Below are 16,842 nucleotides of genomic sequence, written 5' to 3'. Positions count from 1 at the left end.
GTCCTGCTTACACCGGTTGGCAGAAATCGTCGCTGGCCGCGCGTTGCCGGGGGTTCCAATAATCGGTCACCAGGCCCGCACAAAGACGGGCCGCTCTTTTGGAGCCTGACAATGATTGCATTCACGGTTAACGGCGAACGACGCGAGCTGGATGAGGCGTCCCCCTCCATGCCCTTGTTATGGGTGTTGCGTGATCAGTTGAAACTCACCGGCACCAAGTTCGGCTGCGGCATGGGCCTGTGCGGTGCCTGCACCGTGCACCTGAACGGCGTCGCGGTGCGTTCCTGCCAGTTGCCGCTGGCCGCCGTCGCGGGCCATAGCATCACCACCATCGAGGGCCTGTCGCCCAGCGAAAACCATCCGCTGCAACTGGCCTGGGTCGCCGAAGATGTGCCGCAATGCGGCTACTGTCAATCCGGGCAGATCATGTCCGCGGCCGCGCTGCTCAGCACCGGCGCGCCGGTCAACGACGACTCGATCCGCAAGGCGATGTCCGGGAATATCTGCCGCTGCGGCACTTACGGGCGCATCAACAAGGCGATCAAACGTGCGGCGAATGCGCCGAAGGAGGCGTGATGAGCCTCATCGGCGGAACCCTTCATGAACCCTCGCGCCGGGTGTTTCTCAAGCAGGCGGTGACAGTGGCGTCTGGTCTGGCGATTGCGCTGTACCTGCCTTCCGGTGTGGCGGCGACTGAGCCGAAAACCTTGATCACTGAATTCGAACCCAACGCCTGGGTGCGCGTGCTGCCCGACGGCACGGTGAAACTGGTGGTGCACAAGCACGATTCCGGCACCGGAACCCAAACCGCGCTGGCCGCATGTGTGGCCGAGGAACTGGATGTGAACCCGATGACCGTGCAGGTCATCACCCCCGAAGATCCGTTCTTCGAAACCTACATTCATCCGGTCTGGAAAGTCTTCTCCACGGGCGGCAGCACCAGCGTTTCTCTGGAGTACGATCGCCTGCGCATGGCCGGCGCCACGGCACGCGCGCTACTCATCAGCGCGGCGGCGCAGCAGTGGAAAGTCAGCCCCGACAGTTGCTCCACCGAAGAAGGCCGGGTCGTGCATGCGTCGAGCAAGCGCAGCCTCGGCTACGGCGAACTGGCCGGCGCGGCGGCGCATCTGCCGGCGCCGGCCAACGTCACGCTGAAGGATCCGGCGCAGTTCAAGTACATCGGCAAATTGCGCCACAAACGCGATGCGGCGGCCAAGGTTTGCGGGCGCTTCAAGTACAGCATCGACGTGCAGTTGCCGGGGATGCTGGTGGCAGTGATTCAGCGCGCACCTGTAGTGGGCGCGAAGGTTGTCGCGGTGGATTCGGCGGCAGCTTTGCTGGTGCCAGGCGTGCGCAAGGTAATCGCGGTTCCGGGCCGCCCGGACGTGCTCGGCGGCAACCTCGAAGGCGTCGCGGTACTGGCCGAAACGTTCTGGGCTGCGCAGCAGGGACGCCAGTTGCTGGAGATCAAATGGAGCGACTCGCCGCTGGCCGGCTTCGACAGCGCCGAGCTGAGCAAAGCGCAGATCGCAGCGATCAGCGACCCGGCAACGCAAACCGTCAAAGCCATGGCCCAGGGCGATGTCGCCGGACAATGGCCGGGCGCGGCGAAGCTGCTCGAAGCCGATTACACGATGCCTTACAAGGTGCAAAACCCGCTGGAGCCGATCTGCATCACCGCGCAGGTCAAGGACAAGGCGATCACCTACTGGGGCGGCGTGCAGGTGCCGTCGTCGGCACTGGAAGCGGCGCAGACCGTGTGCGGCATCGCCAAGGACAAGGTCACCATCCATGAGCTGGTGTCCGGCGGCAGCTTCGGTGCGCGGGAAGCCAAATACTGGTTGTTCGAAGTGGCGTATCTGGCGCAGAAGACCGGCGTGCCGGTGAAACTGCTCAACAGCCGCGAAGACGAAATGCACGCGCTGTTCAATCACCCGGCCACCCTTCATCGGGCGAAAGGCGCACTGGATGCCCAAGGCAAACTCACCGCGCTGCAACTGCACGCGGTGTCACCGGCCTCGCCGGAACAGTGGGAGCCGGGCTATTTCGAGCGCCCGGATCACATGGACTACAGCACCACCGAAGCGATCACCGCGTGGGACTTTGCCTACCGTCCGCCGCACCTGGAACTGAACTGGGTCAAGCACGAAAGCAACGTGCCCAGCGGTTGGTATCGCTCGGTGAGTTTCATTCCCAACGTGTTCGCCGTGGAAAGCTTCATGGATGAACTGGCCCATGCGGCCGGTGAAGATCCGCTGGCATTCCGGCTGGCCAACATGCAGGAACGGCCTCGGCATGTGGCGGTGCTGAAGCAGGCCGCCGAACGCGCCGGTTGGGGCCAGAAGCTGCCGCCGGACACGGCGCTGGGGATCGCCACCAATCAGGGCTACACCAGTTTCATCGCCGTGGTGGCGCGAGTCGCGAAGGTGGACGGCAAGGCCCGGGTCGAGAAGCTGACGTGTGTGGTCGATTGCGGTCTGGCGGTGTCGCCGGGCGGGGTCGAGGAGCAGATTTACGGCGGTTTGATGTGGGGCCTCGGCCACGCGCTGTTCGACCGCCTCGACATCCAGCAGGGCAGGGTGGTGCAGAGCAATTTCCACGACTATCGCGTCACCCGCATGTCCGACATGCCGCCGGTGGACATCCTCGTACTCGATGGCCAGCCGGACAAACCGGGCGGCGTCGGGGAGCTGGGCAGCCCGTCGGTGGTTCCGGCGATTGCCAATGCGCTGTTCAGCCTGACCGGGGTGCGTCAGCGTTCCACGCCATTGAACCTGGGGTAAGCCGCCATGGACCTGCGTTTGCTGCGGTACTTCATGGCGCTGGCCGATGAGCTGCACTTCGGCCGCGCCGCCGAACGGCTGCACATCTGCCAGCCGCCGCTGAGCCAGCAGATCCGTTTGCTGGAGGAAGAACTCGGCACGCCGTTGTTCGAGCGCAGCCATCACCGGGTCGAGCTGACAGCGGCGGGGCAGATGCTCAAGGAACAAGCGCCGCTGGTGTTCGAACAACTCGAGCGGGCGCTGGACCTGACCCGCCAGACCGGGCGCGGGCAACTCGGTGAGCTGGAAATCGGCATGATCAGTTCGGTGATGGTCGGCGTGCTGCCCAAGGCACTGCACCTGTTTCGTGAACGCTATCCGCAGGTCACCTGGCGTTTGCATGAGATGACCCCGGCGGCGCAGGTCAAGGCGTTGAAGGAAAAACGCATCGACGCCTGCGTGTTCCGCGTCGGCTATGACGACCCGCAATTACGCAATGAACTGCTGATCCATGAGCCGATCCATGTGGTGATGCCGCAGGATCATCCGCTGGCCCGACGCGAGGTGCTGGCGCCCGCCGACCTGGCGCAGGAACCGTTTGTGGCGCTGGAATTGAAGCAGTCGCGGTTCGCCAATTTTCTCTATCAGTGCTGCATTCAGGCCGGGTTCACCCCGCAGATCCGCCAGCAGGTGATCGAGGTGCAGACCTTGCTCAGTCTGGTGCGTGCCGGGTTTGGCGTGGCGCTGTTACCCGCATCGATCGAGCAGTTGGCTCCCGCCGGACTGGTGTTCCGGCGCCTGACCCCGGCGCTGCCGCAAGTGCCGCTGTACGCGACGTATCGGGCCGACGATGCCTCGCCGGTGCTCAAGCTGTTTCTCGATACGCTGCGCGAACTGGTCGATCACAACTCTCGGTAATCAGGGGCAAAGTTGCCCGGCACGATCACAACGGCCTGCGGTCGTAAACTTCACATGCGCGAACTTGTGGAGAACCAATGAGCCGGGACGTCCTGACCACCGAAACCAATCGCCGTCAGTTGCAACAGATCATCGCCGGGCTGTCCGACGGGGTGATTCTGCTGGAACTCGACCAGACGATTCTCTGGGCCAACGAAGCCGCGCTGGCGATGCATGGCGTCAGCCGGATCGGCGAGCTGGGCAACAACGCCGGGGAATACGTCGAGCGCTTCAACCTGCGCTATCGCAACAACCACACGCTGACACCGGAGCAATACCCGATCAGCCGCGTGGCCGCCGGCGAAACCTTCAGCGACGTGCTGGTCGAAGTCACCCCGAACAGTGACGAGGAACGCACCTGGGTGCACAGCGTGCGCAGCATGGTGTTGACCGATCGCGACGGCGACATCGAGTCGCTGGTGCTGATCATGAGCGACGTCACCGATTGGGCCAACGCCGAACAGCGCTTCGAAAAAACCTTCAACGCCAACCCGGCGCCGGCGGTGATCTGCCGTCTCAGCGATTTGCGTTACATCAAGGTCAATCCGGGGTTTCTGGAGATGACCGGTTACACCCGAGATCAGGTGATCGGCGCCTCGACCTATGAGCTGGATATTCTCGAACAGGCCGAGCGCAAAGAGCTGGCGATCCAGCGCCTGCGCGATGTCGCGACCATTCCGCAGATGCAGGCTGAATTGCGCCTGCCGGACGGCGGCAGCAAGCAAGTGATCGTCGCCGGCCAGCCGCTGGTGCTCAACGACGAAGACTGCATGCTGTTTTCCTTCGTCGACATGGAGCTGCGGCACAAGGCCGAAGTTGCCCTGCGTCAGAGTGAGGAACGGTTCGCCAAGGCCTTTCGCCTGACGCCGGTGCCGATCCTGATTTGCAGCGCCGACGAGCAGCGGCTGATCGACGTCAATCAGGCCTTTCTCGATACCCTGGCTTACGAGAGCGACGAGGTGCTCGGCAAGACTGTCGCGCAACTGGACTTCATCGATGAATCGGCGGAACGCGCCCGTTTGCTGGCGGCGCTGGAGAAGACCGGCCGCGTTGATCGTGTCGATATGCGGATCCGCAGGAAGGACGCTGAATTGCTGGAGTGCGCGGTGTCCGCCGATACCGTCAACATCCAGGACGCGGTGTGCTATCTGCTGGTGCTGATGGACATCACCGAGCGCAAGCGCACCGAGCTTGAGCTGGTGGCGGCGATTGAAGAGGTGATGAAGGATGCGTCGTGGTTCAGCCGTACGCTGATTGAAAAACTGGCCAACGTGAAGAAGGTCAATTCGCCGCAATTGCCTAGCGTTTCGTTCACTGATCTGACGGCCCGCGAGCGTGATGTGCTGGGGCTGATTTGTGAGGGGCTGGCGGACAAGGAGATTGCTGCGCGGCTGAAGCTGGCGCCGAACACGGTGCGCAATCATGTGGCGACGGTGTATTCGAAGCTGGATGTTCACAGTCGCAGCGAGGCGATTGTCTGGGCGCGGGAGCGCGGGTTGTTTTCGGGGGGCGGTCGGGGGCAGCGGTAAGGTGCAAATGCACTAGTTCAGGGGGTGCAAATTCGGGTGTTTGATCGGGCGAGGTGTTTTTAGTCTGGTGAGGTGCGATGCATTTTTTTGGTGATCGTGTCTTTTTGGAACCTGCTAATGGATCAGCCCTTTATGAATGTGTTGTTGGTTGTTGAGTCTGGTTGTGTGGAGCTGGCGCGATGATTTATCTGGCGCAGTTGCGGGCTCGGCTTGAGCGTAGTTTTTCGCCGTTGGCTTGTGAGTGTGTGGTGGATGGGGATCACTCGCTTACTGTGAAGTTGTATGAGCCGGTTTCGGGGCGGGTGGATTTGGTGATTAGTGGGTTGAGTCTTGGTGCCTTGCGTACTCCGGAAGCGGTGGATGCCTTGATTGATGAATTGCGGTATGAGCTTCAGAGTAATTCCCTGCGTTCGCCCGGTTGAACTTGGCGGCCTCTGGGCCGACCAGGCTCTGGGGTGGTTTGGTGTGAATATCCGTTGCTGCGGTAACGGCTTCTTAGGGTTCCGCCCTTACGGCGGGTCACCTTTTCCAAACGCCGAAAAGGTAACCCAAAAGGCTTTACCCTGACGTACGGCCCTCGCTGTGGCTCGGGGTTCCTTCGCTCCGGGATTGATCCGGGGGCATCGCCTACGGTTTGCTTCGCTGCACCTCCTCTCGATGTGTTTGGCTTCGCCAAACGGTCGCTGCGCTCCCACCCCCGGATCAATCCCTCCACTCAGCCTGCCGACGGGCCCTCCGATCAAAAGCGGTACTCGAGCTAACGCTCATCGTTTTGAGTGGTGAGAATCGAAGAGCGGACTGCTTTTGCTTTGATCGTTCCCACGCGGAGCGTGGGAATGCAGCCCGGGACGCTCTGCGTCCCGATCTGACATTCACCTGTAGGTGATGGCTTGTCGGCGGTGGCCGACTCATCCCGAAAATCGACAGCAAATCCTGCCGGTTCGAGCCATTTCACTGGCACTTGCAGTCCACTGGTCTATAAGGAATGAGTGGTTCGGTTTCCATAACCGGGCGTTGTCCTGCTCGGCGACGGGAGTTTTCTTCCATTCATCGCGGGTCATCCTATGAACAATCCTGGGAAACGCGTGTGTTCTTCGTTGTTGTCGGCTGTCGGTCTGGTGTTGCTCAGTGGCTGCGCCAGTCCTCCACCCCCTCCGCCGGCAGCACCGCCTCCGCCACCTGAGCGGACTTGTCAGGTCATGGAAAATACCGAGGTCGCCGGTGATGCCTATGCCGACGGGCAAGTGACTCGACACATCACCAAGACCCGTTGCGTCACTCAATAAGCCGGGCGCCTGGGAAGGCGCGGGTCGAGTGGATTGTGCTGGTGGCCGATCTGGTCGGCACGGCGGTGTTTGCGATTGAAGGCGCGATTGCGGCGATGCGCAGTCAGCTCGATCTGCTCGGGGTGATGGTGATTGCCTTCATCGTCGCGCTCGGTGGCGGGGTGACGCGTGATCTGTTGATCGGTGCTACGCCGCCCAAGGCTGTGGCGGACTGGCGTTATCCGGCGCTGGCGTTTGCCATGGGCGGGGTGGCGTTTGTTTTTCATGAGCTGGTGCTGGGCTGGTCCGGTTCAACCTTGATCGTGCTGGATGCGGCGGGGTTGGCGTTGTTTGCCGTGGCCGGGGCGCAGAAGGCGTTGAATTTCGGGATCTCGCCGTTTGTGTCCATGCTGATGGGCACGATTACCGGGGTGGGTGGCGGTGTGCTGCGTGACATTGTGCTGGCGCGGGTGCCGGTGGTGTTGCAGGCGGATTTGTATGCCAGTTCGGCGTTTGTCGGGGCGGCGGTGTTGATTGTCGGGCGCAGGCTGGGTGTGCCGCCGGTGGCGGCTGCGTTGCTGGCGGGGGCGGCGTGTTTGTTGTTGCGGTTGTTGTCGGTGCATTTTGGCTGGCAGTTGCCGAAGGTGCTGGAGGCATGAAAAAGGCAGCCCGTGGGCTGCCTTTTGTTTTGCGTCAGAAGCGGATCAGGACAGGAAGCCGCCGTCCACGTTCAGCGATACGCCGGTGGTGTAGCTCGAGGCATCGCTCGCCAGGTACAGCACGGCGCCGGCCATTTCGCTTGGGTCGGCTACGCGCTTGAGCGGGATCTGCGTCAGCGCTTGCTTCAGGATCGCGTCGTTTTTCACCAGCGCCGAGGCGAATTTGGTGTCGGTCAGGCCCGGCAGCAGGGCGTTGCAGCGGATGCCGAATTGCGCGCATTCCTTGGCGAAGACTTTGGTCATGTTGATCACGGCGGCTTTGGTCACCGAGTAGATGCCCTGGAAGATCCCCGGCGAGATGCCGTTGATCGACGCCACGTTGATGATGCTGCCGCCGCCGTTTTCGCGCATCAGCTTGCCGGCTTCCACCGACATGAAGAAGTAGCCGCGAATGTTCACGTCGACGGTTTTCTGGAAGGCGCCGAGGTCGGTGTCCAGCACGTTGCAGAACTGCGGGTTGGTCGCGGCGTTGTTGACCAGGATGTCCAGGCGTCCGAACTGTTCCTTGATCCCGGCGAAGACCTGGCTGATCTGTTCCATTTCGCCGATGTGGCAGGCGACCGCTGTGGCCTTGCCGCCGGCGGCGATGATGGCGTCGGCCACGTGTTGGCAGCCTTCGAGTTTGCGGCTCGAGACGATGACGTGGGCACCTTGCTGGGCCAGCAGTTTGGCGATGGCTTCACCGATGCCGCGGCTGGCGCCGGAGACGAAAGCGATCTTGCCGTCGAGGTCGAACAACTGAGTCTTGGACATGGGATTCCCTTGTAGTAAGCCTTGTTATAACGCCGTCATCAGAGGCTGGATTTGGCAATGACCTGCAGGCTCATCTGCTCCAGCAGTTTGTTCATGTGAATGAACTGCGCGAAGCGCTTGTCCTGGGTCTGGCCATGGAAGAAGCGGTAGTAGATCTGCTGCACGATGCCGGCCAGGCGGAACAGGCCGTAGGTGTAGTAGAAGTCGAAATTGTCGATCTGGATGCCCGAACGCTCGGCGTAGTAGTCGACGAATTCGCGGCGGGTCAGCATGCCCGGGGCGTGGCTTGGCTGGCGGCGCATCAGTTGCACCGGTGCCGGGTCGTCGGCCTGGATCCAGTAGGCGAGGGTGTTGCCCAGGTCCATCAGCGGATCGCCGAGGGTGGTCAGTTCCCAGTCGAGCACGCCGATGATCTGCATCGGGTTGTTCGGGTCGAGGATGACGTTGTCGAAGCGGTAGTCGTTGTGGACGATGCTTGAGGTCGGGTGATCGGCCGGCATTTTGTCGTTGAGCCAGGCTTTGACCTGTTCCCAGTGCGGTGCGTCCGGGGTCAGGGCTTTTTCGTAGCGCTCGCTCCAGCCTTTGATCTGGCGGGCGACGTAGCCTTCAGGCTTGCCCAGGTCGCCGAGGCCGCAGGCGTTGTAATCGACCCGGTGCAGTTCGACGAAACGATCGATGAAGCTCTTGCACAGCGCCTCTGTTTTCGCCGAATCGAGCCCCAGTTCCGGCGGCAGGTCCGAGCGCAGGATGATCCCCTTGACCCGTTCCATCACGTAGAACTCGGCGCCGATCACCGAATCGTCGGTGCAGTGCACGTAGGCTTTCGGGCAATACGGGAAGCCGTCGCGCAACTGGTTGAGGATGCGGAATTCGCGACCCATGTCGTGGGCGGACTTGGCCTTGTGGCCGAACGGCGGACGGCGCAGGACGAATTCCTGGTCCGGGTATTCCAGCAGGTAGGTCAGGTTCGACGCGCCGCCGGGAAACTGGCTGATCTGCGGTGTGCCGGTCAGGCCCGGAATGTGCGCTTTGAGGTACGGATCGATCAGGCTGGCATCGAGTTCTTCGCCAGAGCGGATACGGGTGGACTGGTCAGTAAGCGCCATGCTTATCCCTTCTGCTTATTTTGGAGGCCAGACATCATTGGCTAATCTAATGGCGCGCTCGGGTCGTCACAAGCGCGGTTCGGTCTTATAGGTTAGCGTGTTGGACGATAATCACCTTTGGGAATGTGCGCGGCGAGCCGCTGGCGACTAAGGTTTAGCGCGTATGCCTTGTTCACGAAGGAGCTTTGAAATGGGCTGCCCGCAAGTCTGTGCCAGCGCCACCCTGCAATGCAGTTTCGGCGCCGCACCGGCGGTGCTCAACGTGCTGCCGGTCAACCGCACGCTGACCGGCGGGATGCCGGCGGCGAACATCATGGATCATATTCCGCTGGTCAACGTCACCACGTTCGGCATGTGCATGAGCATGGCCAACCCGATGGTCGCCGCTGCCACGGCTGCGGCGCTGGGCGTGTTGACGCCGATGCCATGCATTCCGGCGACCGCCACGCCGTGGATCCCCGGCGGCGCGCCGACCCTGCTGCTGGGCGGGATGCCGGCGATCGATGCCAACAGCACGTTGATGTGCAACTGGGCGGGAGTGATCAAGATCGTGATGCCGGGGCAGATGCAGATGTTGATTCCCTGATTCTTGCATTGAGTGTGCTGGCCCCATCGCGGGCAAGCCCGCTCCCACAGGGGCTGCGTTGTGAATGCAATTGTGTAAACAACACCGACCACTGTGGGAGCGGGCTTGCCCGCGAAGAGGCCGGTTCATTCACTCGAAAAGCTTCAGGCCTGCTGCGGATCTGTCCACTTGCGAAACCACCAGCGCACCCGGGAAATCGGCTTGCCATCGGCATCCAGCGGCCGCCCGTCCTCGGCAAATCCTTGCTCCGGCTCCATCAGTTGCCCATTCAGATAACGCGCATCCAGCGCCGGTTTGCCGTTGGGATGAAAGCGCTGATAACGCCCCTCACGCACGCCATCGCGATAGAACTCGGCCTCGGCCACTTGCCCGTCGGGAAAGTAATTGAACGCCTCGCCATGCAACAAACCGCGCCGGTAGGTGGCCTTGCGCTGCAACCAGCCTTCGGGCGCGTAGAAACTGGCGATGCCTTGCAGCTTGTCACGCACGAACGGCATCTGCGCCGAGACCTTGCCATTGGGGTGATAGAGCAGGGACGTGCCTTGCAATTCGCCCTGGCTGTAATTCAGGTCCGCCTGTTTGCGCCCGTCGTCCTTGATGTTCAACGGGCCATCGAGTTGACCGTCCTGCAAGCGCCCCTTGAGCTGCTTGTCATCCTGCTGCAGATCCAGCGGTGTGATCGCCATGGCTTCTCCTTGTCAGTTGACCTGCACCAGACCGCCCTTGATGGTCAGCATGCCGCCGCCGTCCACGGTCTGTGAGGCCGCGCCCTTGTTGGTGAGGCTGATGCCGGCGTCGTTGGTCAGCGTCGTCCCGGCCTTGTTGTCCAGCGAAGTACCGGCCTGGTTGGTCATGGCGGTGCCGGCCTTCTGGGTGATCGAGGTGCTGGCCGAAGTCGCGAGATCCGCGCCGCTCTTGATCGTGAAACTGCCGCCGCTTTGCAGCGTCAGGGTGCCGCTGACCTTGATCGTCAGGTTGCCATCCACCGTCAGGCTGTAATCGCCGGTGACCTTGTCGGTGTAGTTGCCGCCGGTGCTGTGGTTCTGGTCGGCGCCGACCTTGACGGTGCGACTGTCCTTCACATCGAGGCTGTCGCTGCCGGTCTGGATGGTCACGCTGCGTTTGCCTTTCTCAAGCGTCACGGTCTCGTCGCCGTCCTTGACCGTGCGGGTGCGGGCGTTCTGCACCGTGAGGGTTTCGTCGTGGCCGACCGTGGCGGTGGTGTCGTTGAGCACGTTGATCTTCAGGTCTTTCTGCGCTTGCAGGAACACTTCCTCGGCGTCCTTCTTGTCCTCGAAACGTAGCTCGTTGAAACCACCGCCGCCCTTCGAAGATTGAGTCTTGATCCCCGACTGGGTCTGGTTGGCGGGCAAGGCATAGGGCAGGGCGTTGTCGCCGTTGTACACGCAACCGGTGACCAGCGGCCGATCCGGGTCGCCGTCGATGAAGGTCACGATGACCTCCTGACCGATGCGCGGCACGAACTGCATGCCGAAACCCTTGCCGCTCCACGGCAGCACCACGCGCACCCAGCAGGAACTGGTTTCGTCATTCTTGCCGTCGCGATCCCACGGGAACTGCAACTTGATCCGGCCGTATTCGTCGGTCCAGATTTCCTCGCCGGACTTGCCGACGACGATCGCTGTTTGCGGATGCATGCGTGGTTTTGGCGTAACACGTTGCGGACGAAACGGCGTGGCCTTTGGGATCGCTTCGAAGCGATTGCGATAGCTTTCATGACTGGCGTCGTGGGTCACCCGCGTGACGACCCAATCGATGTTCAGGCTTGTGTCTTCGTGGCCGTCGAGGGTGAACCAGTGACCTGGAATCAACCAGCGACAATCGCTCTCGCCGACGAAGCGTTTCTCCTCGCTGCGCAGCCCGTCGACCCGCTGCTTGGTCAATGCATCACCGCGCGCCTTGGCGTTGTAACCGCCGGGATGCTCATAGATCGAACGCGGCCCGGCCACGGCTTCGGCCTGACCATAGAGTGAAGTGGTCGGCGTGGTGAATTCGTAATCCGTCGCTTTGTACACCCCGGCCACCGCTTGCAAGCAGACCTGGCCTGAGCGGATGCCATGCAACTCACGCTCACCCATTTGCTGGCCCAGATACTTGACCTTCGGCCCGTTGGGTATCTGTACGAAAGCGTCGTTGCTGTCGCCCAGCACGAGCGTGTGCTTGCCGTCCTCGTGGGTGAAAAACCAGAAGATGCCTTCCTCTTCCAGCAGCCGCGAGACAAAAGCAAAATCGGTTTCCCCATACTGCACGCAGTACTCGCGTGGGGTGTAACTGCCGGTCAGCGACAACTTGAAGTCAGTGAAGCCGTGGGCCTTGAAAATCGTCGTGACGATGTCTGACGTGTCGAGGTTCTGGAACACGCGGTTGTTGCTGGCCAGGGTCAGCCACCAGAGCCACGGCCTTAGAACCAGCTGATAGCGTTCGGCGGTGGCATCGGCGGTGGCATCGGCGGGGAGCTGGCGGATTTCGGCGACCAGTGCGTCGAAGGGACGGAGTTGGGCGTCGTTGTGCAGGGTGGTGGTGACGTGGGTGGCGATGGCGCTGGTCAGGGTGAGGGAGGTGCCGTCGTTGAGGCCGTTGAGGATTTGTGAGCCCAACGTGTTGAGCGCTTCGTCGCCGGACAGCGACTCAGGGTAAAGCGCCGACAGCGAAGCAGCGGTGAGGGAGAGGGTGGTGTTGCTGTCGGTAGAACGGGACATGGAACTTCCTCAAGGGCAGTATCAAGTTGCACATTTTCCGACAGGTCCGTATCAGTATTACCAGTTGGCCATGGTTCGGATTGGAACGTTATTCAACGTGACGAGGAAATAGGTCGCATAGTGGTCGGGCGTGTAAAAAAGCCAGTCTCTTGCATATTCAAGTAATAACCTTCCACCTCCGGTGCCGCTGAACTCGACTAGAGTTGGAATTTGATTATTTGCATGTCCTGTTGCAGCGGCCTCGGAGTAACAAAGCCAGCAAAGTTTTATTTTTTTCTTGTTCATGGAGTTCGATTGATAGAGATTGCCGATCGAGCTTCTACTTGGATAGAGTGTTCTTATAAAGCCAATGTTTTGGACGGTTACATTGAAGCTGCCGACTCCGTGAGCGCTGCGTATGCCATGGAAGCCATATGAGGCCGACGCTCCCGGATTGCTGAAATCAATGTTTCCCACATGACCTGCGATGTCATCGTTGACCGCCTGGATGCGGGCGATAACCCCTCTTTCAATGTCTGAAAGTGCTGATGTTTCACGAGTGCCTGCGACGTCAGCCATCACGTTCTCCTTTATTTTTAGTGGTACCAGTTGCCGAGGTGAAATTCATATTTTTTAGGTAGTATGAAGTGATTCTGTTGTCCGGAATAATCGTATTCCAGAGTCATCGATGTTTGCGAAGTGTTGTGAATGATGCTGCTCATTGATTGTCTGAGCCCCTGTCCGATATAAGAAAGGTCGAACAGGCATATGTTTCCCTGGCGTTTTTCCTTCTCAAGACTTTTATCCATGATATCGATCAAATCGTCCAAAAGTGTTCCGTGGCCTTTGCGAGCCTCAAAACTCGGATATATAGTCTTGATATCTGCCTGAAACAAGACGCCGCCGATCATGACCCCGACGTCATAGCTGTCGTCAGTGGGAGCGATGCAAGTCAGATCCGTCTTTGACGGTCTGTTGGCTTCAAATAGCTTTGCAATAGTCACGAACTCACGACTTTTGGCATCACCCACGGGCTCTCCTACAATGGCGAGTGTTTTCTTCTCCGCTTCGGCACTGACAAGGACGCGGGCTATTATTGTCCCGTCAAACTTAACTTCGTGAGTGGCCATCTCTTTTTCTCCATCTGGATTTATGCGTTACCCCTTCACCCACTCCTAAAATCGTTTAATGCGCTGGCAAAGATGCGGATTTATTTGTTTGGTCGCAAGAGCAAATTCGCTTTTGTTATTGGTCAACATTAATGTGTTCCTCGGATGGAAAGTGCGAATGAGATCACTTGTAGTAGTTGGTTATAAAGTTGAAAGGTGCGGAAAGTTGTTTTGAGCGATCGATGGGCAGTCCGTGTGGGTACGTGTCAATGTTGCACAGGTAAGCCTTGAATTGGCCCTCCACATCTCGAGACCATGAGTCCCCGCGATTCAAGGTGAAATCAAGCAGCTCGCAATTTTTTTGGCTGGTGGCTATGACCACGACCCATCGGTGGTCGGCCACAAAACCGCCTAATTTGTAAACGTCACGGGTGATCGATTCCTGTAAGTTTGCGCCGCCGAATAAGCCGTTCGTGCTTTCTACTTTTATTTCAATGGCGTAGGACTCATCTTGCAGTTCGAAATAGAAATCGACCTTTTCGCTGGAGTAAGGCTCCGGGTAACTGATTTCGCGAATTTTCGTTGTGATGCCGTAACCACGTCGTAGATGGTGAGCTATCTCAACTTGCGCAGCACTCTCCCAAGGACCTTCAGAAACCCAGCTCTTCGTAAATTGACTTGGTTCATCGGTATCTTGCAGCTTTGGGTGTACACCTGCTGCCTGCAGCACCGCATTCAAAAAATCCGCTTCTGTCATTACTCCGTCTCCTGCGCGGGTGCCATTTTTGCGTTCCGTCAATTCTCGTTGACGGCGGTCATTCCAACACCCACTCCGCCAATCTCCCTGTCACCTGCGTCATCAGCACGTTCTCGACATCCCGCGCGCCTGCCGCGCTGCATTTGGCGAGTACCGCTTTGACGATTCCCGAATCAAACTCGAATTGCTTGCCGGTCGCGGCCTTGTAGCGGCCACGCAATTTCTCCAGCTTCGCCAACACAATCCCTTCAAGCGTCTGCTCATCCAGCGGCCGGTACGCGACCACCGTCATGCGTGCCAGAAACGCTGGGCGGAAGGCTTGCAGGAGGACTTTGTGCAGCGCTTCGTTGAAGGCTTCCGATCCGAGTTGTGCAGTCGGTGTATCGAGCAGCAACTCGGCGCCGACATTGCTGGTGGCGAGCATCACGGTGTTTTTGAAGTCCACCACCAACCCGGTGCCGTCTTCCATCAAGCCCTTGTCGAACACGTTGTAAAACGCTTCCAGCACATCCGGATGCGCCTTTTCGATCTCATCCAGCAACACCACCGAATACGGTTTGCGCCGCACGGCTTCGGTCAGTACGCCGCCGCTGCCGTAACCGACGTAGCCGGGTGGTGCGCCCTTGAGTTGGCTGACGGTGTGGGCTTCCTGATATTCCGAGAGATTGATGCTGATCAGGTTGCGTTCGCCGCCGTACAACGCATCGGCCAGCGCATAGGCGGTTTCGGTTTTGCCAACGCCCGTGGGGCCGACCAGCAGGAACACGCCGACCGGTTTTTGCGGATCGGTGAGCCCCGCGCGATAGGCCTGCAATCGTTGCGCGATGGTGTTGAGCGCGGTGCTCTGGCCCATCACTCGCTGGCCCATGCGTGTACCGAGAGTGCGCACTGCGTGGGCTTCGTCGGCGAGCATTTTGCCGACGGGGATGCCGGTCCAGCCGGCGATCACGGCGGCGACGGTTTTTCCGTCGACCTGTTCGGGCACCAGCGGATCGTCCTGGCGGATCGCATCGAGTCCGGCTTCCAGGCGCAGCAGTTCGGCGGCCAGATGATCGATGCGACTGTCGGTGGCTTCATCCGGTTTGTCGCTGTCGGCGCGTTCACTGAGGTCAAGCAATTCGCGGCGAGTGTCGAGCAGTTCGCGCACAGCCACGCGCTCTTCGCCCCAGCGGGTTTCCAGTTCGCGGATGGCCTGGACATTGGTCTTCGATTCACTTTCCAACAGAGTGATGCGCTCGCGGTGATCGAGCCCCGTGGCCTGTTCCCGGCGCAGGCGTTCAACTTCTTCTTTGAGGCTTTGCTGACGATGGCGCAGGCTCTCCAGCGGTGGCGGCACGTCGTGCTGGCCGAGGGCGACCCGGGCGCACGCAGTGTCGAGGACGCTGATGGCTTTATCCGGCAACTGGCGGCCGGAAATGTAGCGATGCGAGAGCTTCACCGCTTCGTGGATCGCCGCATCCAGCACCTGCACGCCGTGGTGCTGTTCAAGTTTGGCGGCCACGCCGCGGAGCATTTCCACGGCAGTGGTTTCGTCCGGCTCTTCCACCTGCACAAGCTGGAAACGGCGGGCGAGGGCCGGGTCTTTTTCGAAATATTTTTTATATTCCATCCAGGTCGTGGCGGCCAACGTGCGCAATTCGCCTCGGGCCAGCGCGGGTTTGAGCAAGTTGGCCGCATCGCTGCCACCTTCGGCACCGCCAGCGCCGATCAGCGTGTGGGCCTCGTCGATGAACAGGATGATCGGTTTGTCGGCGCTGCGAACCGCGTCGATAACCCCTTTGAGTCGCTGTTCAAATTCGCCTTTGACCCCGGCCCCGGCCTGGAGCAAACCAAGGTCGAGCACCCGCAGACTGACTTCCTGCAACGACGGCGGCACATCCCCGGCGGCGATGCGCAGCGCCAGTCCTTCGACCACGGCGGTTTTGCCTACGCCCGGCGCACCGACCAGAATCGGGTTGTTCTGCCGGCGTCTCAGAAGAATGTCGATGCACTGGCGAATTTCGCCATCGCGACCGACGATCGGGTCGATGCGCCCGGCGTGAGCGTCGGCGGTCAGGTCCTGGGTGTATTGATCGAGCACGGAGTCTTGCCGTGGTGTTGGACTCCCCGAAGACACAGAGCGCGGGCCAACATGCTCGCGGGAGTTTTCCGTCCACTCCAGCAAGTTTGCGCGCAGCGCTTCTTTCGGAATTCGCAGCAATGACGATGCACTGTTGAGCAGCAGGCTGCGGCGCTCGTCACGGTCGATCAACGCCAATAAAAGCAACCCGGAACGAATGCTGTCGATGCCCAGCACACTGGCCTGCACCACCGCGTCTTCGAGCAATCCGAGCGTGTGCGAAGACAATGCCGGTGTGCGCGTGCTGCCAGCCTTGAACAGGTCCAGCGCCTTGTTGATCTCCGCCGTCAGCGCATCCCGTTCCAATCCAAAACGCGGCAGCAGAAAGGCAAAATCGCCGCCCTCGATATCCAGCAACTCCAGCAACAAATGCTCGATCTCGACAAAGTGATGCCCGCGCTGCAAGCACCGCTGGGCAGCGCGTTCGAGGGCGCGGCGGTTGTCTGGGTTGAGGCGTCCGATCAGGCTGGCCAGTTCCATT

At 60.3% G+C, this 16,842-nt stretch carries 15 protein-coding genes; 7 read left to right on the top strand and 8 right to left on the bottom strand.

All coding sequences use genetic code 11. The features are described from left to right. The first annotated feature begins 111 nt into the window (after positions 1 to 111). The 6 genes from AC1Q9F_RS05545 (at position 112) to AC1Q9F_RS05520 (ending at position 7,172) form a co-directional block, all read left to right on the top strand. Positions 112 to 576, top strand: a complete 465-nt coding sequence (locus AC1Q9F_RS05545; protein WP_492618721.1) for a (2Fe-2S)-binding protein — start codon at positions 112 to 114, stop codon at positions 574 to 576. Beyond that, positions 576 to 2,783 (top strand): xanthine dehydrogenase family protein molybdopterin-binding subunit, encoded by a 2,208-nt coding sequence (locus AC1Q9F_RS05540; protein WP_492618722.1) that lies wholly within the window; start codon positions 576 to 578, stop codon positions 2,781 to 2,783. The genes AC1Q9F_RS05545 and AC1Q9F_RS05540 overlap by 1 nt, the downstream gene beginning before the upstream one ends. Before the next feature lie 6 nt (positions 2,784 to 2,789). After that, complete coding sequence (locus tag AC1Q9F_RS05535; RefSeq protein ID WP_085698174.1) at positions 2,790 to 3,680, top strand: LysR family transcriptional regulator; 891 nt, start codon at positions 2,790 to 2,792, stop codon at positions 3,678 to 3,680. 77 nt (positions 3,681 to 3,757) lie between these two features. Then, positions 3,758 to 5,248 (top strand): helix-turn-helix transcriptional regulator, encoded by a 1,491-nt coding sequence (locus AC1Q9F_RS05530; RefSeq protein WP_492618723.1) that lies wholly within the window; start codon positions 3,758 to 3,760, stop codon positions 5,246 to 5,248. A gap of 179 nt (positions 5,249 to 5,427) precedes the next feature. Then, positions 5,428 to 5,670: a DUF1652 domain-containing protein gene (locus tag AC1Q9F_RS05525; protein WP_207983134.1), complete on the top strand. Its 243-nt coding sequence runs from the start codon at positions 5,428 to 5,430 to the stop codon at positions 5,668 to 5,670. Positions 5,671 to 6,575: 905 nt separating this feature from the next. Beyond that, on the top strand, positions 6,576 to 7,172 hold the full coding sequence (locus AC1Q9F_RS05520) for a trimeric intracellular cation channel family protein (protein ID WP_492618724.1): 597 nt from the start codon (positions 6,576 to 6,578) through the stop codon (positions 7,170 to 7,172). Between the two features lie 45 nt (positions 7,173 to 7,217). Here the strand turns inward: AC1Q9F_RS05520 and AC1Q9F_RS05515 are convergent, their stop codons facing one another. Together AC1Q9F_RS05515 and AC1Q9F_RS05510 are read right to left on the bottom strand one after the other, a co-directional pair. Further along, a complete protein-coding gene (locus AC1Q9F_RS05515; RefSeq protein ID WP_085687598.1) occupies positions 7,218 to 7,985 on the bottom strand; it encodes an SDR family oxidoreductase in 768 nt (255 codons plus the stop codon). 38 nt (positions 7,986 to 8,023) lie between these two features. Then, positions 8,024 to 9,091, bottom strand: a complete 1,068-nt coding sequence (locus AC1Q9F_RS05510; RefSeq protein WP_007958889.1) for a phosphotransferase family protein — start codon at positions 9,089 to 9,091, stop codon at positions 8,024 to 8,026. A 190-nt stretch (positions 9,092 to 9,281) separates the two neighbouring features. Between AC1Q9F_RS05510 and AC1Q9F_RS05505 the strand changes: the two genes are divergently transcribed. Beyond that, entirely contained in the window at positions 9,282 to 9,677 is a 396-nt protein-coding gene (locus tag AC1Q9F_RS05505; RefSeq protein ID WP_007958887.1) for a DUF4280 domain-containing protein, read from the top strand. Positions 9,678 to 9,820: 143 nt separating this feature from the next. Here AC1Q9F_RS05505 and AC1Q9F_RS05500 read toward each other — a convergent pair whose 3' ends face one another. The 6 genes from AC1Q9F_RS05500 to tssH all read right to left on the bottom strand — a co-directional run bounded on the left by AC1Q9F_RS05500 (position 9,821) and on the right by tssH (position 16,841). Then, positions 9,821 to 10,363, bottom strand: coding sequence for a toxin-antitoxin system YwqK family antitoxin (locus AC1Q9F_RS05500; RefSeq protein WP_492618725.1), 543 nt, complete (start codon positions 10,361 to 10,363; stop codon positions 9,821 to 9,823). Between the two features lie 12 nt (positions 10,364 to 10,375). Beyond that, on the bottom strand, positions 10,376 to 12,397 hold the full coding sequence (locus tag AC1Q9F_RS05495; RefSeq protein ID WP_492618726.1) for a type VI secretion system Vgr family protein: 2,022 nt from the start codon (positions 12,395 to 12,397) through the stop codon (positions 10,376 to 10,378). A gap of 57 nt (positions 12,398 to 12,454) precedes the next feature. Beyond that, positions 12,455 to 12,955, bottom strand: coding sequence for a hypothetical protein (locus AC1Q9F_RS05490; protein WP_207983130.1), 501 nt, complete (start codon positions 12,953 to 12,955; stop codon positions 12,455 to 12,457). Between the two features lie 17 nt (positions 12,956 to 12,972). After that, entirely contained in the window at positions 12,973 to 13,506 is a 534-nt protein-coding gene (locus AC1Q9F_RS05485; RefSeq protein WP_492618727.1) for a hypothetical protein, read from the bottom strand. Positions 13,507 to 13,669: 163 nt separating this feature from the next. Next, the gene (locus AC1Q9F_RS05480; RefSeq protein ID WP_207983128.1) at positions 13,670 to 14,242 is read right to left on the bottom strand and encodes a hypothetical protein; all 573 of its coding nucleotides are present in this window, start codon (positions 14,240 to 14,242) and stop codon (positions 13,670 to 13,672) included. A 58-nt stretch (positions 14,243 to 14,300) separates the two neighbouring features. After that, positions 14,301 to 16,841, bottom strand: a complete 2,541-nt coding sequence (gene tssH, locus AC1Q9F_RS05475) for a type VI secretion system ATPase TssH (RefSeq protein WP_492618728.1) — start codon at positions 16,839 to 16,841, stop codon at positions 14,301 to 14,303. Position 16,842 lies beyond the last annotated feature (1 nt).

It is taken from the genome of Pseudomonas sp. GW823-FHT04A03 (genome assembly GCF_058796615.1).
The sequence above is the reverse complement of the archived record's forward strand: the minus strand, read 5'-3'. Positions and strand labels throughout refer to the sequence as shown.

Excerpts from the sequence above, each read along its gene's own strand:
- AC1Q9F_RS05500 (WP_492618725.1), bottom strand. The coding sequence starts at position 10,363 with ATGGCGATCACACCGCTGGATCTGCAGCAGGATGACAAGCAGCTCAAG.
- tssH (WP_492618728.1), bottom strand. The coding sequence starts at position 16,841 with ATGGAACTGGCCAGCCTGATCGGACGCCTCAACCCAGACAACCGCCGC.
- AC1Q9F_RS05480 (WP_207983128.1), bottom strand. The coding sequence starts at position 14,242 with ATGACAGAAGCGGATTTTTTGAATGCGGTGCTGCAGGCAGCAGGTGTA.
- AC1Q9F_RS05535 (WP_085698174.1), top strand. The coding sequence starts at position 2,790 with ATGGACCTGCGTTTGCTGCGGTACTTCATGGCGCTGGCCGATGAGCTG.
- AC1Q9F_RS05540 (WP_492618722.1), top strand. The coding sequence starts at position 576 with ATGAGCCTCATCGGCGGAACCCTTCATGAACCCTCGCGCCGGGTGTTT.
- AC1Q9F_RS05495 (WP_492618726.1), bottom strand. The coding sequence starts at position 12,397 with ATGTCCCGTTCTACCGACAGCAACACCACCCTCTCCCTCACCGCTGCT.
- AC1Q9F_RS05545 (WP_492618721.1), top strand. The coding sequence starts at position 112 with ATGATTGCATTCACGGTTAACGGCGAACGACGCGAGCTGGATGAGGCG.
- AC1Q9F_RS05490 (WP_207983130.1), bottom strand. The coding sequence starts at position 12,955 with ATGGCTGACGTCGCAGGCACTCGTGAAACATCAGCACTTTCAGACATT.
- AC1Q9F_RS05525 (WP_207983134.1), top strand. The coding sequence starts at position 5,428 with ATGATTTATCTGGCGCAGTTGCGGGCTCGGCTTGAGCGTAGTTTTTCG.
- AC1Q9F_RS05530 (WP_492618723.1), top strand. The coding sequence starts at position 3,758 with ATGAGCCGGGACGTCCTGACCACCGAAACCAATCGCCGTCAGTTGCAA.
- AC1Q9F_RS05485 (WP_492618727.1), bottom strand. The coding sequence starts at position 13,506 with ATGGCCACTCACGAAGTTAAGTTTGACGGGACAATAATAGCCCGCGTC.
- AC1Q9F_RS05505 (WP_007958887.1), top strand. The coding sequence starts at position 9,282 with ATGGGCTGCCCGCAAGTCTGTGCCAGCGCCACCCTGCAATGCAGTTTC.
- AC1Q9F_RS05510 (WP_007958889.1), bottom strand. The coding sequence starts at position 9,091 with ATGGCGCTTACTGACCAGTCCACCCGTATCCGCTCTGGCGAAGAACTC.
- AC1Q9F_RS05515 (WP_085687598.1), bottom strand. The coding sequence starts at position 7,985 with ATGTCCAAGACTCAGTTGTTCGACCTCGACGGCAAGATCGCTTTCGTC.